The sequence below is a fragment of the Bacillus sp. FJAT-22090 genome, from assembly GCF_007676755.1.
In the GTDB taxonomy this organism is placed as follows: Bacteria; Bacillota; Bacilli; order Bacillales_A; family Planococcaceae; genus Psychrobacillus.
Map to the genome: position 1 here is coordinate 1 of NZ_VEBK01000004.1, position 25,900 is coordinate 25,900.

General features: G+C 38.2%; 23 protein-coding genes. 8 read left to right on the top strand and 15 right to left on the bottom strand.

The genetic code is table 11. From position 1 onward, the window contains the following. Positions 1-87: 87 nt before the first annotated feature. The 6 genes from FS486_RS07045 to FS486_RS07070 form a co-directional block, all read right to left on the bottom strand. Positions 88-1,197, bottom strand: coding sequence for a GNAT family N-acetyltransferase (locus FS486_RS07045; protein ID WP_144510628.1), 1,110 nt, complete (start codon positions 1,195-1,197; stop codon positions 88-90). A gap of 19 nt (positions 1,198-1,216) precedes the next feature. Further along, a complete protein-coding gene (locus FS486_RS07050) occupies positions 1,217-3,328 on the bottom strand; it encodes a heavy metal translocating P-type ATPase (protein WP_144510629.1) in 2,112 nt (703 codons plus the stop codon). Continuing rightward, positions 3,312-3,686 (bottom strand): ArsR/SmtB family transcription factor, encoded by a 375-nt coding sequence (locus tag FS486_RS07055; protein WP_144510630.1) that lies wholly within the window; start codon positions 3,684-3,686, stop codon positions 3,312-3,314. Before FS486_RS07055 ends, FS486_RS07050 begins: the two co-directional genes overlap by 17 nt. Before the next feature lie 157 nt (positions 3,687-3,843). Then, entirely contained in the window at positions 3,844-6,201 is a 2,358-nt protein-coding gene (locus FS486_RS07060) for a penicillin acylase family protein (RefSeq protein WP_144510631.1), read from the bottom strand. A 110-nt stretch (positions 6,202-6,311) separates the two neighbouring features. After that, positions 6,312-7,226 (bottom strand): UDP-N-acetylmuramate dehydrogenase, encoded by a 915-nt coding sequence (murB, locus tag FS486_RS07065; protein ID WP_144510632.1) that lies wholly within the window; start codon positions 7,224-7,226, stop codon positions 6,312-6,314. Between the two features lie 79 nt (positions 7,227-7,305). Then, on the bottom strand, positions 7,306-7,611 hold the full coding sequence (locus FS486_RS07070) for a winged helix-turn-helix transcriptional regulator (protein ID WP_144510633.1): 306 nt from the start codon (positions 7,609-7,611) through the stop codon (positions 7,306-7,308). A gap of 256 nt (positions 7,612-7,867) precedes the next feature. Here FS486_RS07070 and FS486_RS07075 point away from each other — a divergent pair, with 256 nt between their 5' ends. From FS486_RS07075 to FS486_RS07095, 5 genes are all read left to right on the top strand, one after another. Continuing rightward, positions 7,868-8,395 (top strand): YceI family protein, encoded by a 528-nt coding sequence (locus FS486_RS07075; RefSeq protein WP_144510634.1) that lies wholly within the window; start codon positions 7,868-7,870, stop codon positions 8,393-8,395. Positions 8,396-8,596: 201 nt separating this feature from the next. Then, the gene (locus FS486_RS07080) at positions 8,597-9,784 is read left to right on the top strand and encodes a hypothetical protein (protein ID WP_144510635.1); all 1,188 of its coding nucleotides are present in this window, start codon (positions 8,597-8,599) and stop codon (positions 9,782-9,784) included. Between the two features lie 16 nt (positions 9,785-9,800). Then, positions 9,801-11,030, top strand: coding sequence for a Zn-dependent hydrolase (locus FS486_RS07085; RefSeq protein ID WP_144510636.1), 1,230 nt, complete (start codon positions 9,801-9,803; stop codon positions 11,028-11,030). Between the two features lies 1 nt (position 11,031). Beyond that, on the top strand, positions 11,032-12,207 hold the full coding sequence (locus FS486_RS07090; RefSeq protein ID WP_144510637.1) for an amidohydrolase: 1,176 nt from the start codon (positions 11,032-11,034) through the stop codon (positions 12,205-12,207). Between the two features lie 183 nt (positions 12,208-12,390). After that, positions 12,391-12,687 carry a hypothetical protein gene (locus FS486_RS07095; protein WP_144510638.1) on the top strand — a complete coding sequence of 99 codons (297 nt, stop codon included), beginning with the start codon at positions 12,391-12,393 and terminating at the stop codon, positions 12,685-12,687. Between the two features lie 475 nt (positions 12,688-13,162). Here the strand turns inward: FS486_RS07095 and FS486_RS07100 are convergent, their stop codons facing one another. The 4 genes from FS486_RS07100 to FS486_RS07115 all read right to left on the bottom strand — a co-directional run bounded on the left by FS486_RS07100 (position 13,163) and on the right by FS486_RS07115 (position 18,856). Further along, a complete protein-coding gene (locus FS486_RS07100) occupies positions 13,163-14,971 on the bottom strand; it encodes an ABC transporter ATP-binding protein (protein ID WP_144510639.1) in 1,809 nt (602 codons plus the stop codon). Next, the gene (locus FS486_RS07105) at positions 14,968-16,704 is read right to left on the bottom strand and encodes an ABC transporter ATP-binding protein (protein ID WP_144510640.1); all 1,737 of its coding nucleotides are present in this window, start codon (positions 16,702-16,704) and stop codon (positions 14,968-14,970) included. The genes FS486_RS07100 and FS486_RS07105 overlap by 4 nt, the downstream gene beginning before the upstream one ends. A 13-nt stretch (positions 16,705-16,717) precedes the next feature. Further along, a complete protein-coding gene (locus FS486_RS07110) occupies positions 16,718-17,179 on the bottom strand; it encodes a PadR family transcriptional regulator (RefSeq protein WP_144510641.1) in 462 nt (153 codons plus the stop codon). A gap of 141 nt (positions 17,180-17,320) precedes the next feature. Next, positions 17,321-18,856: an FAD-dependent oxidoreductase gene (locus FS486_RS07115; protein WP_144510642.1), complete on the bottom strand. Its 1,536-nt coding sequence runs from the start codon at positions 18,854-18,856 to the stop codon at positions 17,321-17,323. 99 nt (positions 18,857-18,955) lie between these two features. On the opposite strand from FS486_RS07115, the gene FS486_RS07120 reads away from it, so the two are divergent. Further along, on the top strand, positions 18,956-19,333 hold the full coding sequence (locus FS486_RS07120) for a DUF2500 domain-containing protein (protein ID WP_144510643.1): 378 nt from the start codon (positions 18,956-18,958) through the stop codon (positions 19,331-19,333). A gap of 41 nt (positions 19,334-19,374) precedes the next feature. Here the strand turns inward: FS486_RS07120 and FS486_RS07125 are convergent, their stop codons facing one another. The 3 genes from FS486_RS07125 to FS486_RS07135 all read right to left on the bottom strand — a co-directional run bounded on the left by FS486_RS07125 (position 19,375) and on the right by FS486_RS07135 (position 21,603). Further along, a complete protein-coding gene (locus tag FS486_RS07125) occupies positions 19,375-20,079 on the bottom strand; it encodes a DsbA family oxidoreductase (RefSeq protein ID WP_144510644.1) in 705 nt (234 codons plus the stop codon). Positions 20,080-20,185: 106 nt separating this feature from the next. Further along, complete coding sequence (locus FS486_RS07130) at positions 20,186-21,115, bottom strand: manganese-dependent inorganic pyrophosphatase (protein ID WP_144510645.1); 930 nt, start codon at positions 21,113-21,115, stop codon at positions 20,186-20,188. Between the two features lie 47 nt (positions 21,116-21,162). Beyond that, positions 21,163-21,603, bottom strand: coding sequence for an Rrf2 family transcriptional regulator (locus FS486_RS07135; RefSeq protein ID WP_144510646.1), 441 nt, complete (start codon positions 21,601-21,603; stop codon positions 21,163-21,165). Between the two features lie 173 nt (positions 21,604-21,776). Here FS486_RS07135 and hmpA point away from each other — a divergent pair, with 173 nt between their 5' ends. Continuing rightward, positions 21,777-22,964 (top strand): NO-inducible flavohemoprotein, encoded by a 1,188-nt coding sequence (gene hmpA / locus FS486_RS07140; protein WP_144510647.1) that lies wholly within the window; start codon positions 21,777-21,779, stop codon positions 22,962-22,964. Between the two features lie 171 nt (positions 22,965-23,135). Next, positions 23,136-23,936: a GNAT family N-acetyltransferase gene (locus FS486_RS07145; protein ID WP_144510648.1), complete on the top strand. Its 801-nt coding sequence runs from the start codon at positions 23,136-23,138 to the stop codon at positions 23,934-23,936. Positions 23,937-24,031: 95 nt separating this feature from the next. Here FS486_RS07145 and FS486_RS07150 read toward each other — a convergent pair whose 3' ends face one another. Further along, a complete protein-coding gene (locus FS486_RS07150) occupies positions 24,032-24,616 on the bottom strand; it encodes a DNA-3-methyladenine glycosylase (protein ID WP_144510649.1) in 585 nt (194 codons plus the stop codon). Position 24,617: 1 nt separating this feature from the next. Beyond that, positions 24,618-25,889 carry an acetyl-CoA hydrolase/transferase family protein gene (locus FS486_RS07155; protein ID WP_144510650.1) on the bottom strand — a complete coding sequence of 424 codons (1,272 nt, stop codon included), beginning with the start codon at positions 25,887-25,889 and terminating at the stop codon, positions 24,618-24,620. Positions 25,890-25,900: the final 11 nt, after the last annotated feature.

Below are 25,900 nucleotides of genomic sequence, written 5' to 3' on the forward strand. Positions count from 1 at the left end.
TTATTTTAAAACAAAAAAGACTGTAGGCAAACTCGAAATTTCGAGTTTGTCTACAGTCTGAAAGGTGTTGCCTGTTGGCAACACCTTTTAGTTTTTCGTTTTAGCATAAATACAAGTATCTCTTAACGTCTTGCCGTCCGCGGCTAAAGAGTCGTGATGAAGCGTACCTTCTAAAGTATAGGCTAGTCTTGTTGCAACCGAGCGGCTTCTGACATTTTCGCTATCACAACGTATTTCAACTCGATTTGCCTGCAAATCTTCAAACGCAAATTGTGTAATACGCTCCACCGCTTCCGTCATTAACCCTTTTCCCTCGAACTTCGTATCAATCCAGTAGCCAATCTCAAATTTACGGACATTCCAGTCAATGCGGTGTAAACCTGAAGAACCTACAAACTCTCCTGTTTCTTTTAAAAATAAATGAAGCCTTAAATCTTTTCTTGTAATGAAGTCTGCAACTGCTTGGCGTAAATTTGACACTGTTTGTTCTAAGGTTTGTTTCGCTTGGGCCCAAGGCATCCATTCCTTTAAGGCATCATTCGAGGCAGTAATCGCCTTCCAAAGCACTTCCGCATCTTCTACTTTTGGTGCTCGTATGATTAAACGCTCTGTATAGAACTCTTCAGTAAAAGTAAAATCCTCTATATTATTCTCCTTCGGATGAAAATCATCATCCCATTTTACTGGAGTCGCAGTTCCTTTTTTAAAATCTTCTCGCGTCATTCCATACGTCACAGCATCATAATAAGAATCTTCTTTAGGAGAAAACCAGGCTTGTCGAAGTTGGGCTTCTTTTACAAAGCCTGCACGTTCAAATGTCTTTCGCATTGCAAAATTATCTTGTCTCGTATGACCTTCTAAACGAATTTTCGCCTCTGGTAATTGAAAAACATATTCCACTACCATTTTCAATGCCTTTGGACCATATCCTCTGCCTCGTGCACCATCTGCAATTCTCAAGTCAAATAAAGGGATTTCATCCTGTAGATCGTAAATTTTAACGATTCCCACTTGTTCACTTTCTTCATTTTCAACCCAGAAAGTTTTTACTTCGTCTGATTGATACCCGCCCTCTTCAATTGTCTTTTCGATAAGCTCTCTAGCTGGATGAGAATTACCGTGATACGGCCAAGTATTTGTTGTCATAAAGTGGATAAGTTGTTCTTGTTCTTCCATAGTCCATTCAGTAAGCTTCATTTTATTCCCTCCGAACATGTTACATATGCATTTTGCGGCTGAACGATTTTAGTAAACGCAATGAATTTAGCACTACTAGTAATGTCGCCCCCATATCTGCAAAGATTGCTATCCATAAAGTTAACCACCCTGGAATAATGAGTAGTAGCGCAATTATCTTTAGTCCTAAAGCAAACATAATATTTTCTTTAATAATATGCAATGCTTTTCGGCTTAATCTTATTGTATATGGAAGTTTTTCTAAATCATCGGCCATAAGAGCAACATCTGCCGTTTCAAGTGCAGCGTCCGTCCCAGCCCCTCCCATCGCTATTCCAACTGTTGCTGCCGCAAGAGCCGGCGCATCATTCACGCCATCCCCAACCATTGCAACTGCTCCATACTTTTCTTTTAATGCTTTAATAGCTGTTAACTTCTGCTCTGGCATAAGCCCTGCTTCCACGTCTGTCATTCCAAGTTTTGCAGCGATGGCATTTGCAGTGCGGTTATCGTCTCCTGTTAACATTACTGTATGTTTGATACCTGCAGATTTAAGATCTTGGAGCACTTTACTGCTTGTTGAGCGAATTGGGTCTGCTACCGCAATATATCCTTTGTATACTCCATCTTCCAATGCGAGCATTACTGTATTACCTTCTGACTGTAATTGCTCAACCTGTTCAATTACTAAGCTTGGAATTGACGCTTGAGAAAGAATCCACGCCACACTACCTACGGACCATTTTCTTTCTCCGATAATACCTTCTGCCCCTTTGCCTGTAATAGACTGAAAATGATTTACTTCTACCGTACTAATATGATCTTTTGCACCATAATTGACGATTGCCTGTGCTAGCGGATGCTGAGAATATGATTCGATCGACATTATATTTTGGATAAATTCTTTTGTAGATTCAGCTTCCACATGTGTTACTTCTGGATATCCTTTTGTTAATGTTCCAGTTTTATCGAAAGCAATAGCCTTCAATCGCCCAATTTCCTCTAAATGGATGCCACCTTTAATAAGTACACCTTGCTTTGCTGCATTTCCGATTGCAGTGACGATTGCTACCGGTGTAGAAACGACTAATGCACAAGGGCATCCTACTACCAATACGGCAAGCCCTTGGTAAATCCAAGTTTGCCAATCTGCTCCGAATAATGGAGGGACGATTGCTACTAAAAATGCGATTGCAATTATAACTGGTGTATAGTATTTAGCAAACTTATCAACGAATTTTTGGGACGGTGCTTTTTCAGCCTGTGCTTCTTCTACTAGATGAATAATCTTTGCAATTGTAGTATCTTCCACTCGCTTCGTTACTTGAATTTCTAGGAACCCTTCTTCATTTAAAGTACCGGCAAATACATCATCACCAGTCGTTTTAAAGACAGGCACAGCCTCCCCAGTAATCGATGCTTGATTTACCGAAGAAGTACCTTTTAGTACAATTCCGTCCATGGCAATTTTTTGACCTGGTTTTACGACTAGAATGTCATTTACTTGTATAAACTCTGTATCGACTTCGACTAATCGATCATCTCGTCTAATAGTAGCTGTTGGAGGTGCAATATCCATTAATTGACTGATGGATTGACGGGCTTTATTCATCGAATACGCCTCTAACGCCTCACTCACGGCAAATAAGAAAACAACGACTGCCCCTTCACGCCACTCACCTATAATGGCTGCACCAATAATTGCAATTGTCATAAGTGTTTTCATATCAAAATAAAAGCGAGATAGATTCATCAGCCCACTTTTGAACATTTCATATCCACCAATTCCAATAGAAATGACAAATAATCCTATTGCTATTGGATGTGCTTCTTCATATACAAACGAAGCGATAATTCCGATGATTAAAAAGAAGAAGGAAATGAAGGAAACAATGTTTTCTTTGCGTTTGAAAAATGGTACTCTTTCTTCTTTTCGTTGTTTGACAGGAGCCAATTTAATGCCATCAAATGCGCCAGCCTTCTCAATATCTTCTACTGTTACTTCGCCGATTACCGTTACCTTAGATGCTCCGAAGTTCACAATTGCTTCTTCTACATTAGGAAGACTTCTTATATTTTTTTCAAATTTCATTGCACAATTGGCACAAGAAAGGTTTTCTAAGCGGTATTCTTTTTTAACAGCGTTCTCCATCTTTTTCACCCTCTTCCACAGCGTGTTCATACGCGATTTTAACAAGCTCGTTCACATGGTGATCAGCTAATGAGTAATAAACCAATTTTCCTTTTCTACGAGACTTTGCCAGCGATAAATCTCGTAAGAAACGTAAATGATGGGATGCTGTAGCAGTAGATGAACCAATAATTTCACTAACATCACAAACGCATAGCTCTTCTTCTATTGTTAGCGAATACGCAATCTTTAGCCGTGTTTCATCCGCCAAGGCTTTAAATATTTGTGCAACCTTTGTTACATCGGGTAGCTTCTTTTTTACATAAAAAACCACGTCCCTGTTCACTTCCGTTATTTCACACATATCATTCCTCTGCATTTCTCCACCTCATTCAAATATTCGTTTGATTGTTATCCTCATTATATGTTCGAACTATTCAAATATCAACTTCATTCAAATATTAATTTGAATGTTTTTAAAAGCCGCATAAAGAAAAACGACCACTTCAACTTGGAAGTGATCGCTCATTTTGTACCTATTCAGCTTTCAATAGTAATTCATAACCGTTTTCTATTTTTCCATCTATAGTAGTAGTGTGATATTTTCCCTCAGCCCAGTCCAACACCTGATCGTGATACCAGTCAGATTTTATATGACCACTTTGCCCAGGGCCAACGATATGATAGGCCTCATTTAAATTGGCTAAGTCTGCTACAAATCGCCAAGATGCCCCGTGATCCACCCTGCCAGCTTCATCAAATCCTGCCGCTTGAACAGTAATATTGGACCCACCAATCGGTACCGATTTTGGATTTAATAAATATGCTAAAACAGGAGAAGCACTAGATAATGGGTGGTCAAATGTGAGCTGATGATAATCTCCCCATTTCCATTTCTTTTCGTTCGTCCCAAATCCATCTTCTATATCCGCTATAGCCGTTACAAATGAATCATATACCCATTTGTCTACTCCTCCGTACGCTTCTAACCAAGTACTTGTTTCATTTTTATATCCTTTTCTCAAGAATTGATCAGAGATATTCCCTTTGCCAGGAAGCATATCATATACGTCTTTTGGCATTTCTTTTTCTAATAGCGTTCTCGGTAACTGTTTGATCCACTTATGAAATACTAGTGGTGCCGCCTGTTCTTTATCATCCACTTGATTCCAATCGGTTAATAATGCAATCACCTCTTTATATTCGCCGTCATTATCTAACTTTTGAACGGAACCAAGCATATCCTTCAAAAACTCTCTCGCATATAAATTCGTTTGATCCATCTGCAAGTTCATCATGTCTTCTTTCGTTAAATCTGACTTGCTTTCAAGTACTTCTGCAATTCGTTCATATCGGTAGGATTGAGCCCAAAAATCAGTAATATGGTATTTATATGAATCGTCCACTACCTGATTATTTGCAGTAGCTATAAAACCTTCTTTCGGGTTCACAACAGTTGGCAACTCATTGTAAGGTACAAATCCTTCCCACTCATACTGTGTTGAATCCCCGGGAACTGGTAATTGTCCATCGCCCGATTTACGAATCGGTATACGACCATTCGCTTTATATGCGATTGTTCCATCTTTGGCAGCAAACACAAAATTTTGTGCAGGTGCATGAAAATCTGTTAATGCAGTTTCAAATTCATCCCAGTTAGACGATTTGTTCATCTTCATGATGGCCTGTAATTCAAGTGTTGGCTCTAATGCAGTCCACTGCATCGAAAAGAGGGCAGATGCTTCTTCTTCTTTGAACAGAACATCTGAAATAATCGGTCCATGACGAGTGACGACTACCTCAAAAGGGACATCCGCCTGTCCTTTCACTTTAATAGGTGTATTGCGTACTTCTGCTTGCTCCCATTTTCCGTCGTATAAAAATTGTGTTCGATCGTCTGGGTTTGGTGTTTCAATATATAGGTCTTGTACGTCTGGTCCTACATTTGTCACGCCCCAAGCAACGTCTTCGTTATGACCCAAAATAATTCCTGGAATTCCGGCAAAGATGACACCGCTTACGTTTTGTTCCGGCGACTCCAAATGCATTTGATACCAAATAGACGGAGTGCTTAACCCTAAATGTGGATCATCTGCAAGTAAAGGCATTCCACTTTCTGTTTTATCTCCACTTACGACCCAATTATTACTACCATTAAATTCATTTGGTAATACTCCTGCTTCAAAAGAACCACTTACGGTTACGGGGCTATTTAAATTAGCCTCAATGATAGAACGAGATTCTTCTGGATAGGTGATAAATAATTCCCTTGCTTTATCTTCTCCAAATTCAGTTAGTGCCCAGTGCCTAATGGCTAAGGATGACCAGTTACCACCTAAATCATAAGCCATATACTTCCCTATCGTTAACGAATCAATAGGCGTCCACTCTTCCGGCTCATATCCAAGTAGTTTAAATTCATAACTCAACTTCTTTTCTTTTTTAGCTGTTGCGATAAATTCATTGACTCCCTCTGCATACCACTGCAGTACTTGTTTTGCTTCCTCGTTATACCCGTCGTACGATTTTTCGGCTGCATCCCGTAAACTAAAAGTTAAGAAAAACTTATCTGTGTTTACTGCGGCCTCTCCAACAACTTCTGATAACCTACCACTTGCTTGTCTTCTCGCTAAATCCATTTGGAACAACCTATCCTGTGCTTGTACAAATCCTTGCGCACGATATAGATCTGCGTCTGACTGTGCCTTGATATGTGGTACACCCTTATCATCACGAACAACCTTCACTTCAGAATCCAACCCATCTAATGTAAGCTCTCCTTTAATAATTGGCTTTGAATTGGAGAGATACATATTCAATCCAACTACAGCAACAATACATAGCGCAAGCACACTTCCTATTACCCATGCAGCTATTTTCCACCTTTTTCTCATCTACATACCCCCTAGTAATCCTCTACATTATTCGACACTTCTATAAAATCACCTTTAAGTACGCAAAAATGCCTATGAATATATATATTCATAGGCCAGGATTTATATTATTATTTGTTTTCGCCGACTATTTTTACTTCTAATTCAAGTTCGATACCAAAATTTTCTTTTACCGTATTTTTTACCATTTCAATGGTACTAATATAATCGGTAGCCGTTGCGTTGTTTTTATTTACAATAAAACCTGCATGCTTTGTTGAAACTTCCGCTCCTCCAAAACCTTTTCCTTGTAGTCCGCTATCTTGAATAAGTTTTCCTGCGAAATAACCAGGTGGACGTTTGAATACACTACCTGCTGAAGGATATTCGAGTGGCTGTTTGGATTCGCGTTGAAACGTCAAATCTGCAATTTTAGCATCGATTTCTTCCTGTTTTCCAGGAGACAATTCAAACTCAGCAGATAATACATAATATCCTTTTTTGGTAATAATACTTTTGCGGTAGCCTAGTTCGAGCTCATCTTTGGAAAGGATTAGCTTTTCTCCATCTGGCGTAAGAACGGTCGTTTGGACGATCACGTCTTGAATCTCCCCACCATAAGCACCTGCATTCATCGCCATTGCACCCCCAATCGAACCTGGGATCCCACAAGCGAACTCTAAGCCCGACAACGTATGACTTGCAACTGCTCTTGAAACATCGATAATATCTGCTCCACTCTCAGCAATCACTCTGTTTCCGTTTATCGTAATTTTGTTCAACTTTTCCAAACGAAGGACAATACCACGAACTCCCCCATCTCGAACAACCATATTAGAACCATTTCCTAGTAGCAATAATGGGATATGATTTTTATAAGCATACTGAACTGTAAATGCAACTTCGTCTTCTGTTTCTGGTGTCACAAATATATCTGCCACACCACCCATTCTTGTCATTGTATGCACATTCAGTGCCTCATCTATTTTTACATTTTTCGGATCTAGCTTTGTAATTAAATCTTGAAACCATTGTTGTTTAGCCAAAAAGAGACAATCCTTTCTTCATTAACCTTTCATCCTTACATAGTATGCGTTCTTGCACTTAATTTTTCAAGGAAAATTGTTAGAACCATTCTTTCGACCAAGATTCAATTCCATCAATTACGTCTTTTAGCGCATACCCTTTGTCAGTTAAGTTATATTCTACTCGGATCGGAACTTCTGAAAAAACGGTTCTTTCTACTAAGCCTTCTTTTTCTAGCTCTTTTAAACGCTCTGAAAGTAATCGTCCACTTATCGGTAGAGACGACTCAATTTCATTAAATCGTTTCGCTCCATCTATTAGTTGAAAAATAATTAACGCGGTCCATCTTTTTCCAAGCAACTCCATTGCCTTCGCTAAACGTGGACATAATAATGTTTCTTTCATCTGATTCACCTCAATTACGTCCTATTATACGCCTATATTTTTTTTTTGTAAAACAAGGTAATTTAATTACTTGACGTAATCTAGGTATTATTTTAAAGTTAGTTACATAAAGTAACTTCAGAGTTTAAATGTATCTGAATAGGGTAATATAAGTTGCTTGGATTTTCATTTGTTTCGAAATAAAACATCTTGATTTCAAGACAAATATGTTATATACTAAAAAAAAAACAAACATACTTTTAGGAGGAAATTAAAAATGACAAAATTTAATCTTGACGCTGCACATTCTAGTATCGATTTTTCCGTAAAACACATGATGGTTTCAAAAGTAAAAGGTTCTTTCACTAACTTCTCTGCTGACTTAGAAGGGAATGCAGAAGATTTAACAGGTGCAACAATCAGTTTTGACATCGATGTAAACTCGGTTACTACAAATAACGAAGATCGTGATAACCATTTACGTTCTGCTGACTTCTTTGATACAGAAAAATACCCGAATATTAAGTTTGTCGCAACTGACATCAAAAAAACTGATGACGGCGAATATGATGTAACAGGTGATATTACAATTAAAGACGTGACAAAACCAGTTACTTTCAAAGCTGAATACGGCGGAAAAGGTACTAACCCATGGGGTGTTGAAGTTGTAGCATTCTCTGCTGATGCAAAACTTAACCGTAAAGACTTTGGATTAGTATGGAACCAAGCACTAGAAACTGGCGGAGTACTTGTTGGCGAAGACATCAAAATCTCTGTTGAACTTCAACTTAACCCTGCTCAATAATTTAGATTTCTCCAAGCTACTCTGGAATTCCAGAGTAGCTTTTTTATTTGTCAAAGTGTAAAAAACTATTTAGCTATCTATTAAATAAAGAAAACACTTACATTACCAATTAAAAAAACTAATATTTCAGAAATATATCACATATATTATATACGTGTTATTATGTGAACAATTCTATATTATCTGAAAGGAATAAAAATTATGTCACAAATGCTTGCTTTAGTTATTGTAATTGCTATTTTATTCATTGGAGATCTTGTTTCTACACGTACAAAGGCTTGGATTCCTTCCGTTTTTGTATCCGCTGTTTTATTCCTTATTGGATATTGGACGTTCTTTCCAAAAGATATCGTTCCTCTTGCCGGTGTACCACCGGTTGTTGCTACAATGATGATTTACTTGCTTATTACCAACATGGGTACTTTGCTTTCGTTACAACAATTGAAAGAACAATGGAAAACTATATTAATATCTCTTGCTGGAATTTTAGGGATCATTGTAGCTCTCTTTGGAATTGGAACATTATTATTTGATATTGAAACAATTATTGTTGCAATTCCCCCTTTAGTCGGAGGAATAGTATCTGCTCTAATCATGTCAGAGGGAGCTGCTGACGCGGGACTAACAACCCTATCTGTTTTCGCAATCGTTATTTACGTGATGCAAGGCTTTGCTGGGTATCCTTTAACATCTATTGCACTTAAAAAAGAAGGAAAAAGGCTTTTGGAGAAGTATCGGAATGGAGAATTAGTTTTAACGGAACAAGCAAGTTCTACTTCAGATGAGCCAAAAGAAGAGCTGAAAATGTTCCGTAAAATGCCTAAACAATATAATACAGACTATTTTAAGTTTTTCCGTCTAGCTTTCGTAGGCTTCCTTGCTTACCTTGTTTCTACATTATTAGCACCGATCGTAACTGTTAGTCCGTATGTGCTCTGTTTGTTATTTGGTATTATTGCCGGAAGCTTCGGCTTTTTAGAACGTAATGTACTACAAAAAGCAAATGGCTTTGGAATTTGTGTAATGGTTTTAATGTTATTTGTTTTCGATGGTTTAAAAGCTGCAACACCATCCATGATTGTAGAAATTATATATCCATTAGTTGGGACGATTGCTATAGGAGTTATTGGCATGTACCTTTTCTCTCTTATCATCGGTAAAGTCCTTAAGGTGAATAAAAATATGGCATTTGCTGTGTCTTTAACCGCGTTATATGGCTTCCCTGCTGACTTTATAATTACGAATGAAGTGATCAACTCCTTAACACAGGATGAAAGAGAACGACAAGCATTAACAGATCATATGCTTGCCCCAATGCTAGTTGGTGGGTTTATAAGTGTAACAATCGTTTCTGTTATTCTCGCAGGTATATTCGTAGGATTCTTATAAAAATAGGAGTGATAATATGTATGCAAATAAACAAAGAATCGAACAGCATATTGAACGTTTAAGTCAATTTACCGCCACCCCTGAAGTTGGTGTAACTAGACTTACTTATTCGAAAGAGGATTTAGAAGCTAGAAACTATATTAAAGATCGAATGCGTGAATATGGGCTAACTGTTTCGGAAGACGGTTTTGGAAATATTTTTGGGAAGCTTGAAGGATCAATTCCAGACGCGCCTTCTGTTATCGTTGGCTCTCATTTCGATTCTGTTCCGAATGGTGGTGCTTACGATGGTACTGCTGGAGTTGTCATCGGATTAGAAGTAGCTGCTTTATTTCAAGAGAAGAATTGTAAGCCTGCGTATCCACTTGAAGTAATCGCACTTGTTGAAGAAGAAGGATCGCGTTTTGGTGGTGGATTACTTGGCTCTAGAGGAATGATGGGGTTATTGACCGATGAAGACTTTAAAGTTCTTGCGGATAAAGACGGCATATTAGCCGAACAAGCAATGAAAAGCATTGGCTTGGATCCTTCAAAAGAAAAGCTCCGAGATCCTAAGACGATAAAAGCCTTCCTTGAACTTCATATCGAGCAAGGTCCTATTCTAGAAGAAAAGGCTATTCCAATTGGTGTAGTAGAAGCAATTGTCGGGTTAACTCAATTAGAAGTAACGATACAAGGCAAAGCTGGTCATGCTGGAACTACTCCAATGGATCACCGCTCAGACGCTCTTGTTGCAGCAGCCGAAGTGATTGCTGCCTTTCCACAGTTAGCTAAAGATGAAGGTGATGGTACCGTGATTACAACTGGACAGCTACATGTATTTCCTAACGGTGCAAATGTTATTCCAGATAAAGTAGTTTTCTCGGTAGATATACGTTCTGGTAAAGAAGAACATGTGCAAAATGCTGTAAGGAATGTGGAACAGTTGATAGCTTCGAAACAAGCTAATAGCATTCTTACTTCAAGCGAGCGATTACTGTATATTGCACCGAAAGAAATGGACTCAACTATTCGATCGATCTTAAAAGAAACGAGCGACAAATTGAACGTCCCATATTGCGCAATCAATAGCGGGGCTGGTCACGATGCAATGGTTTTCTCTGATTTTACCGCTTGCGGAATGATATTCATTCCAAGTAAAGATGGACTTAGCCATTGCCCGGAAGAATGGTCGGATGCAAATCATTTGGTGAACGGTGCAAACATTTTGTTTCAAACAGCTTTACAACTAACGGAGGGAAACTGATATGATCAATTCAAAAATTAAAGAAGCGATTTCTAATTATAGTGAAGAGTTAACTGCACTACGTCGTAAATTACATAGTGAACCCGAGTTATCATTTGAGGAATTCAAAACGACCGCTTTTGTTTGTGAGTACTTAGACAAGCTAGGCATCCCATATAGAAAAACAGAACCTACTGGCGTTATCGCTGAAATCCAAGCTGTTCCAGGTGGAAAAACTGTTGCACTTCGCGGAGATATGGATGCACTAGCAGTAGACCAACTGAATACACATGTCCCTTATGCATCTAAAACTCCTGGAAAAATGCACGCTTGCGGCCACGATGCACATACTTCCATGCTGCTTATTGCTGCGAAGGCTCTAAATGATGTAAAAGAAGAACTCCCAGGGAATGTTCGATTCTTATTCCAACCAGCAGAAGAAGTTGCAAGAGGTGCTCAAGCACTAGTAGACCAAGGTGCGATGGATGGAGTAGACAATGTATTTGGTATTCACATCTGGTCACAAATGCCAACACATAAAGTTGCTTGCTCGCCAGGGCCTTCCTTCGCCGCTGCTGATATTATTAAAGTGAAATTTAAAGGGAAAGGTGGACATGGAGCGATACCAGAAGCTTGTATCGACGCTGCAATTGTCGCCTCTTCCTTCGTCATGAATGTTCAAACGGTTGTTTCTAGAACGATTGATCCTCAAAGTCCTGCTGTTCTCACTATCGGTAAAATGGTTGTAGGGACTAGATTTAACGTAATCGCAGAAAATGCCGAAATCGAAGGAACAGTTCGTACATTCCATCCCGAAACGAGAGACCATATCGAAAAAAGCATTACGCAATACGCGGAGAATGTGGCAGCTATTTATGGAGCAACTGCAGAAGTGGAATATACCCGAGGTACGGATACCGTAGTTAATGAGGAAGAAAGCGCAAAACTCGTTCAGCAAGTTGCTATGGAAGCATTTGGTTCTAATGTTTTATTTGATGAAAAACCGACAATGGGTGCAGAAGACTTCTCTGCTTACTTAACAAAGGCACCCGGTAGCTTTGCTTTAGTAGGTAGTGGTAATGCAGAAAAAGATACAGAGTGGTCTCACCATCATGGAAACTTTGATATTGACGAAGATGCACTTGTCACCGGAGCAGAGCTATATGCGCAGTATGCATGGGCATACTTGAAGAAGTAAATGGAAACTGTTAGCTCCTCCGAAATTATTCGGGGGGAGCTTTTTTAGTTTTTAAGTGCTTTTCCAACTAAACACTCTAAAATTCCAACTAATTCCTCCAAATCAGAATTATCTTTCACTTTCTGGAACCATTTCTTTCTTTTTTCGTATATACTTAAGAAAATGGCTTTGGAGGGATAATCAATGGAAGAATTATTCGGACTCGGGATTGGCTTAGTGGCTGTCGTAATGATTTTTTCTATACCACTTACTGCAATTTGGACAACCCATTTACGAAAAACGCAAAAGTTTAAAGCCCAAATTGTGAAAGATGAAATTGAGCTAGAAAAACTAAAGTATAATAACTTTTTAATGGAAACAGAAAAAATGCGTTTAGACCTACAACAAAAACAGACAGATTTACTAGAGTCTTCCGCTGACCCACTTATTGTAGATTTACAAAAACGTACACAAACAGAAGAGAAAACTTTTTCTTTCTAAAAACAATCGTGCAGGAGTTCCTCCGCACGATTGTTTTTTTAACGTATATTTATTTGCTCAGATTTTAGCTATTGCTCTTCCCCTCACATCTTTTTCTCCTTGATCCATGAAGAAATTTGATACGTCCCATATAAAAGAACAAATAATAATAGGAAATCTAGAATTATTAATATATTTAGTCCTTCTATTTCTTCTAAATTTCGATATAAGAAGAAAGAAGCAGGAAAGCAATGTAAAGGAATACTAACGGAACAATCCAAATCAGCCTTAACTTTATATTTTTCATACTAATAATCACCTCTGATAGACGGGATAAGAGCTCGTATCATTTTCAGTTCCGCAACTATGTACCACAAATTGTAATATATTATGCTCTTCCAAACATGCTTGAATCTGGAACATATTGCGGAGCTTACAATTATTTCTGGTAAGCAGGCAATACTTCCATTCTTTGGAGTACTGCCTGCTTTTTCATTCAAATATTAAACTGACTTTCATACAATTCGTGATAGAATCCTTTTTGCTTCAATAGTTCTTTATGTGTCCCGGATTCTATTAGTTCTCCTTGATTAATAACTAATATACGATCTGCGTTTTCGATTGTTTTTAAACGGTGGGCAATAACAAAGCTCGTTCTACCCTCCGATAATCGATTGATCCCTTGCTGGATTTCGATTTCTGTCCTCGTATCGATGCTTGAGGTGGCTTCATCTAAAATTAGTATATCGGAATCTGCTAAGATCGCTCGTGCAATTGCTAGCAATTGGCGTTGCCCTTGACTTAGGCTTGAGCCACCAGAAGTAATTTGGGTTTCATACTGTTCTGGCAAATGCTTGATAAAGCCGTGTGCGGAAGCCATTTTGGCAGCGGCAATGACCTCTTCGTCCGTTGCTTCTAATCGACCATAACGGATATTCTCCAAAATCGTTCCAGTAAATAAAAATGTATCTTGAAGTACAATTCCTATTTTTTCTCGGAGCTTACTAATTTGATAGTCTTTAATCGTTCGACCATCGATTTTAATCTCGCCGGAATCGATATCATAAAAACGCATTAACAAATTGATAATCGTTGTTTTCCCTGAACCAGTCGGTCCAACTAATGCGATTTTTTCACCTGCTCTTGCTTGGAAGCTGATGTCTTTCAAAATTGGCTTGCCGTCCTCATAGGAGAAGTTTACATTTGAAAACTCTACATCTCCTTTAAAAGATTCAATGGAAATTGCATTTTTTTCATCCTTCAAATCGACTGGTTCATCCATGATTTCAAATACCCGCTCTGCACCAGCAATAGCAGACTGGAACGTGTTTAGTAGGCTAGATAACTGGTTAATCGGACGGAAAAACTGACGTGAGTACGTGACAAAAGCGGCTATAATTCCAACTGTGGCCATCCCTTGCACCGTCATAAGTGCTCCGACTCCAATGATTAATGCGAGACCTAGGTTATTGATGAAGTTATTAATCGGTCCTAAGAAACCAGATACCGTATCGGCTGCCATGGCTGAATGTCTCAGTCTTTCATTCACCACGGAAAATTTTGTGAACGTTTTTTCTTCTTGCCCGAAAATGGTGATGACTTCGTTTCCCGAAATGGCTTCCTCTATGAAACCGTTCAACTCACCCAAATCACGCTGCCTTTTGATGAAATTACTACTACTGTATGTAATAATCTTTTTCGTTGTAAAAATGATTAAAGGAATTACTAGTAATGAGACGATAGCAAGTACCCAATTGAGCAAAAACATTGCAACAGCAACACCCGAAACCATTAAAATAGAAGAAAATATTTGGATAACACTCTGACTTAGCGCATTATTCAAGCTTTCAATATCATTCGTCACACGGCTCATCAGGTCACCATGTGTCCGTTTATCAAAAAAGCGTAAAGACAATGTTTGAAATTTATTAAATAGATCCTGCCGTAATATACGAATGGTTTGCAAGGATACTCGAACCATCAGAAACGTTTGGAGCCAAGTAAAAATAGATGCAGCGATATAAACAGCAGCAAGTAACACTAAAAATCGAAGTGTTCCATTCATGTCTTTTGGCATGATGTATTGATCAATGATAACACCTATTAAATACGGTACGAGTAAGTTCAAAAGCGTAGAAATGATAACAAAAATAATCGAAGCGATCATCGCTAGCTTTTGTTTCTCCATGTATCGCCATATTCTCTTTATTGTTCCTTTTCGATCTTTTGCTTTTACAACAGGTCCTCCAAATCCTCTCGGGCCACGCGCACGACTGAGAGCATTGGATGTGGAAGCTTTATTCATACGTATACCTCCTTCCCTGTTTGTGTTTCATAAATTCCACGATATACGGAACTGTTTTCTAATAACTCACTATGCGTACCACTCGCTTCAATTGTTCCATCATCGATAACTAAAATCTTATCAGCGTCTATTATCGAAGAAACTTTTGAAGAAATGATGAATACCGTCGTATGTGCATGGTTCTGCTTCAATGCTTGTTGTACCGAAGCTTCCGACAATGCATCAATAGCAGAGGTTGAATCATCTAGCACTAAAATTTTCGGCTTGCGGATAAACGCACGGGTCATCGACAGACGTTGCTTTTGACCACCAGATAAATTCGTTGCTCCCTGCATAAGTTCATGCGAAAATCTATTCTCCAATTTATCGATAAATTCAGTTGCAGCTGCAGACTTAGCCGCTTCTTCCATTTCTATAATCGTTGCTTCTTCTTTTCCGTAACGTAAATTCTCCTCGATTGTTCCTGAAAATAATGTAGCTTTTTGCGGAACAAAACCGATAGATTCTCTTAAGATTCCAAGTGGATAGTCCTTTAAATTAATCCCGTCGATTAGAATCTCGCCTGAGTCTGGATCGTAAAGTCGCGGAATCAGTTTAACAAGCGTTGACTTCCCACTTCCAGTAGAGCCAATAATACCAATGGTTTCTCCCGCTTTCGCTTTAAAGGAAACATTTTTTAATACATACTCACCGTTTTTACTATAACTAAAATTCACGTCTTTAAATTCTACTTCTCCTCTCACTTGAGGGATCAAGGTATGCGTTTTAGGTTCCTGAATATCGATATCTGTATCAAGCACTTGCCTTATTCGATTAGCAGAAGTAAAGGAACGAGTGATTTGCATTAATACATGGCTACTTGTCATCAGCCCATTCATAATAATATTCAAATAGTTGATAAAGGCTAGAATAACACCGACTTGAAGCGTTCCTTCATTTACTTTTATAGCACCCATCCACATACCAGCGACCACCCCAAGATTCACGATAAATAGCATAATAGGCATTAACGTTAGAATGACTTGCTCTGCAGACATATTCCGCTTGGTTAATGTGTCATTCACTTTTTGAAAGGTTTTAATTTCATAGCTTTGTCGATCGAATGCTTTAATTACTCGAATTCCTGCAAAAGTTTCTTGCAGTTTTGTGTTCACTTGGTCCATTGCTCTTTGTACCTTCGCAAAAAGCTGCCCAGATTTAGCAGAAAAGAAATAAATACATACCATTAAAATTGGAATAGCCACTAATAGAACTGGAAATAATTCACGCGCAGTATACCAAACAATCACGACTGCTCCTATAAAAAGTAGCGGTCCACGGACAAAAATACGCAAAGTCATCATCAATGCCTGTTGTACTGCTGTCACGTCATTCGTTACGATCGTGATGAGTTTCCCAGCACCAAATGAATCCGTATTTTTACTAGAAAACTGCTCCGTCTTTTTAAATACATCACGCCGGATATCTGCCGCGAAGTTTACAGCTGCTTTCGTACTGTAAATCGTGCTTCCTGCTCCCCCGATTAGACCGATAAAGGCTGTGAAAAGCATTAACAGTCCAAGCCTAATCACATAAGCATTATCATTATTTGCAATCCCAACATCAATCATATGTTGCATAATAGTTGGTTGGAGTAAATCCATCGCTACTTCTACACACATTAGAAGTGGACCTAGTATTGCAAATAATGTATAAGGCTTTACATATGTCAATAATTTACTTAGGGATTTCATAACATTCCCCTCTCTAGTTGTTTTCTTTCTGTAGACGCTCTGTGATTTCTCTCATAAATTCTATTAATCTCGCTGATTTTTCGGAACTACTTCGGGATTGTTTGATAGCTCGATGGATTTCTATTTCCCATAAATCCATTGCTGCCTTTAGTTGGACAGCCTCCTCTGAATTTTGCCATATCCAACGAGCCTTCCACTCTTCCCAGAAGTCTTCCACTCCGCGATTCCCGAATTCTTTGAGGCGGATTTCCCCTTTGTCCATTAAAAAATAAGTCTTTTTATCGGATGTAGAATCTAGTCCTATCATCTCTTTTTCCGTTAACTCTTGAAGCGCTGGATATATTGTTCCAGCACTCGCTGTATATAGTCCACCGGAACGATTTTCTAATTCCTTCATCATTTGATAACCGTGCATCATCTCTTCTTTTAGCAAATGCAAAATAGCTATTTGTATAAATCCTCTACGTTTTTTCATTTGATCTTCTCCTTTAACTATATCGGTAATTTTAATCGATATAAAAAATAATTGCAAGTACGTGTTTTATGCACAATATTAAACACCCTTACATTCTTTATATAAGGGTGTTTGGTATGTTTCTATACACTTATGGAGAGTTCAATCTCCAATATCTATTTTTTCCAGTGGCTTATACGCAGGTCCTTCGATCACTTCCCCTGTATATGTGTATCTAGATCCATGACACGGGCAATCCCATGAGCTTTCCGCCCCATTGAATACGACATCGCAGCCTAGATGTGTGCATACAGGTTTAACGAGATGTATTTTGCCATAGTTGTCTTTGTAGGCTCCCACTTTTTTACCATCCAGTTTGATGATGTCTCCTGAACCCTCTTGTAAATCTTGAAATACCACATCAATTTTCTCTGTTTTTCCTTTGACTAGCTCTTTTGCCACATTTGTATTAATTTTAGCGAAAGTTTTAATATCTTCTTTTTTCATTTTCGACCTGGTTGGCGAGTAAAGATCCGCAAAGCGATTTTCTTTTTCCAAAACATTATCCACCATAATTTTCGCTGCTACTGTGCTGTTCGTCATTCCCCATTTGGCATACCCTGTGGCAACGAGGACATCTTGAAGCCCTGAGGTCATAATTCCAACATACGGCAGTTGATCAAGTGTAACTAAATCTTGCGCGGACCAACGATAAGCATATTGTTTTACTTTGAATTGTTCTCTTCCAAATGCAGCTAACACTTCGTAGTTCGCTGTTGTATCCCCTTGGAATCTTCCTGTAATATGCCCTTCCCCACCTAACAGTAAATACCTTCTACCATCAGATCCTAGTGCTGTTCGGATAGAACGGGTAGGCTTTTCTACATTGATGTATATCCCTTGTGGATAATTTGGTTCTGCCAGCGCTGCAATTGCATATGATCTTTCCGAATACATACGAGTAAAGTAAAGCCCGTCTTCGTCATTAAAAGGAAAATGACTGCACACTAATATTTTTTTCGCACGTATTTCATGACCATCGACCATTTGTACAGTATTAGTCGAATGAATAGATTTGGCACGGGACCTTTCAAAAAATTGCACTCCATTTGCATTTGCCTTCTCTACCAATCCCAAGGCATATTTTACAGGATGAAATTGTCCTTGGTTTTCGAGTTTAAGTGATTCCTTCACCGTAAATGGAAGCCCAGTTTCTTTTGTTAAAGTCGCACCTTCAATCCCAAGCCTATGATAGGCATCCAGTTCCTTTTGTAATACTTCCACGCCATCATCTGTATCCGTATATAAAAAGGCGTCTACTTTTTCAAAATCACTTTTAATTCCTAATTCTGTTACTGTGTGCTCAATGAAATTCTTAGCCTCATTATTTGCTTCGTAATAAAGTCTTGCCTTTTCCTCCCCGAAAGTTTCGATTAGCTGCTGGTAGATAGGACCATGCTGCACAGTCACTTTCGCTGTTGTAAAGCCAGTTGTACCCTCTAATATTCTACTACCTTCTACAACGACTACATTTCGTCCACTTTGACTTAGCAAATAGGCTGCCGTAATCCCTGTGAGGCCTGCACCAATTATAACGATATCCGTCTCGATGTTTTCGCTTAGTGCTGGGAATATAGGAAAGTCGTTTGAAGCGCGCCAATAAGATTCGGACGCACTTGGCAATATGTTATCTGGCATTGTATTTCCTCCTTTTTCTACTAGTGTCTATCTATAGATGAAACTTTATGCACTAATTTACGTATAAAAGAAAAACAGTTTTTTGTTAGGAGTGTTCACATGGATACGTTCGATCCTTTTTTTGGGGGAATGCCATTACCTTTTGCAATATTTCTCGTTATTTTCTTAATATTCTTTCTATTAATAGCTAGTTTAATTGGTTTCACTATTATAAAAAGCGTTGGCCAATGGAATAAAAACAATCATTCCCCTAAGCTTTCAGTACCCGTTCAAGTAGTAACGAAACGTTCGAATACAAGCGGGGGATCTGGTAACACATCTGCCTCCACATCCTATTATGTAACGTTTCAAGTGGAAAGTGGGGATCGAATGGAGCTTCAGCTGAGTGGGAAGGAATACGGGATGCTCGCAGAGGGTGATCTTGGTATTTTAACTTTTCAAGGTACTCGATTTTTAAGCTTTGAAAGAAGCAATTAAAAAAACGTGTTAGCATCTCGCTACACGTTTTTTCTTTTTTATTAGATAGAGCAATTATCATCCGTACAAATACTTCCATCTTCGTTAAGCATTTGAAGGTTACGTTTTAGCCCTTCTTCTTCGGCAACTTTGTTTAATGCGCTGGCGAACGTTTCCGTAGGCTGTGCTCCAGAAATAGCGTATTTATCATTTAACACAAAAAATGGTACACCACGAACGCCAATCCGCCCCGCTCGTGTGATATCAGCTTGAACCTCAGCTAAATACGCATCTGAATTTAGGACTTTTTCTGCTTCTTCTCTAGATAATCCAAGTGATGCGATTAAATCTAGAAGCACCTCATGTTTTCCAATTTCTTTCGCTTCAATGAAATAAGCATGTAGCAGCAACTCATTTGCTTCTTTTGCCTTTCCCTGTTCAGAAGCCCATTTGACTAAGCGGTGAGCGTCTAGTGTATTAGCTGGTTTCATGTTATCAAAATTATAATCCAGTCCAACTGTTTTCGCTTGCTCTACAACGCCGGCAGTCATTTGTTTTGCAGCTTCTATAGTGGAACCGTATTTCTTAGCAAGCACTTCATACATCGACTTATCGGATGTTTTTGGGGAAATAGGATCTAGCTCAAAGCTTTTGAATTCGATTTCTGTTTGGCTATCTAATCCCACTTGCTGTAATGCTTCTTCTAACCTTCTCTTTCCAATATAACAAAACGGACAAACGAAATCTGACCATACTTCAATTTTCATCTTTATCACCTCTCATTTTATTGTAAAGTTTGTTTCTCTTCATTTCAAAACAACTGCTTGTAAAAAAACTTCCTAACTGTTAAGTCAGGAAGCCAAAGTACATATATTAGTTAGATAATGCTTCAGTCAGTGCCGGAACAACTTGTTTTTTTCGTGATACAACACCTTTTAGTAGGGCTGTATTGTTATCAAATCTCACACCGAATGCCGCTTCTGCTTTTAGTGCGACTTTTCCTAACGCTAACACCACTGAATCGTTATTTAAAATATCTGTTACGACAAAGAAGAATAGATCTAATTCCTTTTCCTGAATTTCACGTGTTATTAGTTCTTCTAATTCCGTTTGTCGTCCCATCACATCGTTTACATCTACTGCATTTACTTGTGCGATGACCACTTTGTATTCACCCATGCCAAATTCTTTCGCATCTAGTGAAAGTAAATCCTCTAAGCTTTTATCACTTAAATCTGCTCCTGCCTTTAGCATAGCTAGTCCATACTCTTCAGCATTTACTCCAGCAATTTTCTCTAACTCACGGGCAGCTGTAATGTCTTCTTCTGTACAAGTTGGTGATTTAAATAATAAGGAATCAGAAATAATCGCGGAAAGCATCAGTCCAGCAATGTTTGTCGGAATCTCAATTCCTTTTTCTTTATAGATTTTATTTAAAATAGTAGCAGTACATCCCACTGGCTCAGCTCGGTAATATAAAGGTTCTGCCGTTTCAAAGTTTGCAATTCGGTGATGGTCGATTACTTCTATTACTTGCACTTCCTCAATACCATCAGCACTTTGCTGTTTTTCATTGTGATCGACTAAAATCACCTTTTTTGCTTCAGTTGAAACATTTTCTATTAATCGTGGTGCTTCGAATCCGAATTTTTCTAAAGCATATTTGGTTTCATTATTCACTTCACCTAAACGGATTGCCTCCGCTTCTAATCCAACAGCATTTTTTAAATGCGCATAAACTATCGCTGATGTAATTGTGTCTGTATCCGGGTTTTTATGTCCAAAAACTAATACTTTTTCCATAAGTAATCCTCCTAATAACGATTTCCGAACTTATTTTAACATATATCCTACTGTTGATTGAAAAGTAAATTTGCTAATTTATGCTTTTCATGCAAAAAGTCTGCGAGCGTATACCCATCCAACACTTTTAAGTATGCAAAAAGGGCTCGATTCAATGCACCTTTCAGCCCACAAACAGGGGTAATTACACATGTATTTATTTTACAATCAAAGCATTCTACTAAATGGAAATCATCTTCTGTATGTCTAACTACTTGTCCTATATTAATATCTTCAGGTTCCATCGCTAAACGGATACCTCCACCTCGCCCTCGGATAGTTTCAATGTATCCGAGTTTCCCTAATTCATGTGTTACTTTCATCAAATGGTTTTTTGAAATACCATATGCATCTGAAATTGCTTGAATTGTGGAAAGCTCTTTTTTTTCTTTTGTTCCCAGGTATATTAACACTCGAAGTGAGAAATCTGTATACATAGTCAATCTCATATTGCCACCGCCATTCTACCCTCTCATTATAACGATTTTGACGAAATCGTGAAAGAAATGTGTCTGATTTATTAAAGCTATCTTAAAGATGTATTTTAAATATTGCTTTAAAGAAATGAGAGGAGTATCGTAATAGTTGTAAATAACAAAACGAAAAAAGGACGTGTAATGATATGTTATCTCAACAAACTATTGATATCGTTAAATCTACAGCTCCAGTTTTAGAAGTACACGGAGTAGCCATTACTACCGCTTTTTATAAAAATATGTTCGAGGCTCATCCTGAACTATTAAATATATTTAACCATGCAAATCAAGCGAAAGGTCGCCAACAAACCGCTTTAGCAAATACTGTATATGCAGCTGCCGTACACATCGACAACCTTGCTGCAATAATACCTGTAGTAAAACAAATCGGACAAAAACACGTAAGTCTTGGTATTAAACCTGAGCATTATCCAATCGTTGGTGAGCATTTACTCGGCGCTATTAAAGAAGTATTAGGGGACGCTGCTACTGACGACATCATTAATGCATGGGCTGAAGCATATGGAGTAATCGCCGATGCATTTATCGGTATCGAAGAAGAGATGTATACAGCTTCTGAAGCAAAACAAGGCGGTTGGAGGTTCTTTAAAGATTTCACTGTTGTTCATAAAGAAAAAGAAAGCGAAAATATTACCTCTTTCTACTTAAAACCAGCAGATGGAAAAGAAGTACCTGCATATGAACCTGGTCAATTCATAACAATTCGCGTAAGTATCCCAGGTGAAAAATATTTACTGAACAGACAATACAGTTTATCGAAAGCTTCAGACACAGAAACATTCCGTATTTCAGTGAAAAAAGAAGATGAAAATGATCCTGCTGGTAAAGTTTCTGTTCACTTACACAATAATGTAAATGTAGGAGATACAGTAGAGCTTAGTGCACCAGCTGGAGACTTTATTTTAGATCCTGAGAAATCAACACCTGTAACATTCATAAGTGGTGGAGTTGGAATCACTCCTATGATGAGTATGTTCGAAACAATTGCGAAAAACCAACCTTCTCGTAAAGTTTCTTTCATTTATAGTGCCCGTAACGAAAACTTACATCCATTCGATAAAGATATTCGTGCTTTAATGGAGCCGATGGAGGATGCACAATATACTTCTCTTTACTCAGACACTGGTGATGGATTTATCACAAAAGACGTTCTAGCAACACATGCAATCCAAAGTGGTGATGTATACATTTGTGGTCCAGTTGGATTTATGGAAGCGATGATCAATTTCTTGTTAGAATTGGGATATGCAAACGAACAGATCCACTATGAATTCTTTGGCCCAGCTATGCAATTAGAATTAGCAAATGCTTAATATATAATGATAAGTGTTACTTCCATTTGAAGTAACACTTTTTTCAAGTAATATAATTTTAGGGATTTTTTGACGTTTGAATATGCTTTAAGCAGTATGCATAAACAAATAGTAGTGCTATAATTAGCCTATAATTTTTTATCAAAGTAGAAATGAGTGAAGGTATTAATAATGACCAGACATTTTGAAAATAAATATATTCCCCTTGCCACCTTTTTTAAGCAATCGACAAATAAAGAAATCACATTGACTTTCAATGAAATAGAAGCAATCATTGGTCAAGGCTTACCTAACGCTGCTTATTTAAGCAGTAGCTGGTGGAAAAAAACAAAACCACCTGCATTACATTATTTAGCTTGGACCGATTATGGATATTCTGTTAAGGATGTTGAATTGGGAAAATCTATTCATTTCCAAAGTGTTGTCCATGAAAAAGATGAAAGAACAGCCGATGAAAATGATCAAAAAGCTATTCTAGTAATCCGGGAAGCAGAATTAGAGGATGCTCGGGCTTTTATTAAATTACAAGAAACTATCTTTTCAGAGACCGACTTTATGTTGTATGGGAAATCGGATATTCAAATGACGGTTCAAGGTATTCGAAAAAACTTTACATCTTGGAAAAATGAAGTGAACTCCATTCTCTTACTGGCAATTATGAATGGCCAGTATGCAGGATATGTCCAGTTTACTGGTGGTCCCGCTCCACGCGCTTTACATAGAGCGTCAGTTGTTATCGGTGTAAAACAAGAGTTTTCTAAAAAAGGTATCGCCTCTTCTCTCATGTATCATGGTGAAAAATGGGCCAAAGAAGTGGGTATATCGAAGCTTGAATTAACGGTTATTAAAGAAAATATCAAGGCGCAAAAATTATATGAGAAACTTGGTTTTGAAAACGAAGGCTCTCGAAAAAACGCCCTTATCATCAATGGTCATTTCGTAGACGAGTTCCACATGGGTAAAATTATATAAACGCAAAAAGATCGACCCTATTCTATTCGGTCGATCTTTTTTTACTCCATGTAATAAAATAGATAATCAGTAGACGGGACGTGCTTTTTTAGCGACTATCTCATTTTCGACACATACGGATTATCCGTTTCCCAAAAACGATAAGGATAGTGTACCGCCTCCCCGCTATTTTCGATACCTATTCTTGGGCCAGTAGAAATAGATGATACTTTCTCGCCTTCCGTCATGTATAAAGGCTTTTCAGTCCAATGTTTTCCATAGGATTCCATTGTGATTCCTAATGCTTTCGTCAGTTTTCCAGGCCCATTCGTCCATTGTTTCATCGGAAGATTCTTTCGAAACTCTTTCATCTGCTCTAAACCTTCTATTGGTTCAACTGCCCGGATAAGTATAGCATTTGGAACTTCAACCGGTGCCGCGACTACATTGATCAATGTATGTGTATGCATTTGATACGTATAAATCAGCCCCGGTTCCCCGAACATTACCTCGGTACGCTTCGTTCTTCTATTACCAAAGCTATGAGCAGCTCTATCATCAGGGCCCATATATGCTTCTGTTTCCACTATTTTACCAACGAGTAGCCCACTACTATGCTCATGGACTATATATTTGCCTAGTAAATCTTTTGCCAAATCTAGTGTCGGTTGATGAAAGAATGCTCGTTCAATTGGTTTCAATTTATATAAACCCCATTTTCTTAGCTTCGAATGTTAATTCGTCTCTAAATTTTGGATGTGCTATCGAAATAAGTTGTTTTGCTCGTTCTGAAATAGACTTACCATACATTTTTGCAACTCCATACTCCGTTACGATTGTATCAATATCATTTTTCGAAGTTGTCACAACGGAACCAGGCGTTAGACTTAATTTAATTCGTGAAATCTCACCATTTTTTGCAGTAGATGTCATACATACAAATCCTTTTCCCTCTTTAGCAAAACGTACACCCCTTGCGAAGTCTGCTTGCCCACCAGTCGATGAATAATATTTTCCAGCGACCGTTTCAGATGCACATTGGCCAAAAAGGTCCACTTCTGTTGTTGCATTGATGGAGACAATACGTTCCTCCTTAGCAATTTCCCGTGGATCGTTGACAATACTTACAGGCAAAAATTCCACTGCAGGGTTATTATTTAAAAAGTTGTATAACTTATTCGAACCATGTGCAAATGTCGCAATAATTTTCCCTTTGTTCGTAAATTTTTGGGTGCCATCGACTGCTCCAGCTTCTACTAAATCGACGATTCCGTCCACAAACATTTCCGTGTGTATACCTAAATGTCGATGATCCTTCAATAAACTTACTACTGCATTCGGAATAGAGCCTATCCCAATCTGCAAAGTGTCCCCATTTTTAATACTTTCCGCCACATAAGTGGCAATCTTCATATCCTTTTCTCCTATAGGCGGTGCAATAGCTTCGAATAATGGTCGATCATTTTCTACGAATCCTGCAATTTGGCTTATATGAATTTGATTTTCACCGAATGTTCTCGGCATATATTTATTCACTTCTAGTATAAACGGCACTTCCCCTATAAATTCACTTACAATATCTGCTTGTGTCCCTAACGAAAAGTAACCGAACTCGTCTATTGGCGAAGCAACTGCCATAATCATGGATAGATTAGTTGATTGCTTTAATATTCTGGGCATCTCATGAAAATTATTCGGAACTAAGTCGACCATTCCTTGATGAAACAGGTTTCGGGTGGCACCACTTAGAAAATAAGACACATGTTTTAGCTTTCCAGGATACGCCCCTTCTAAATAATTCCTTGGATGCAGTGCTAGTAGCTGGTGTATTTTTACATTCATTAAACTATTTGCATTTCCCTCTAAAATATCGAGTAATTTATGTGGTTCTCCATTTGTTAATGGAAGAATGATATCTGCATTTTTTTCGATTAACTCTATTACCTGACTATCCGATAAATACTTATTATTCATGTTGTCTCTCC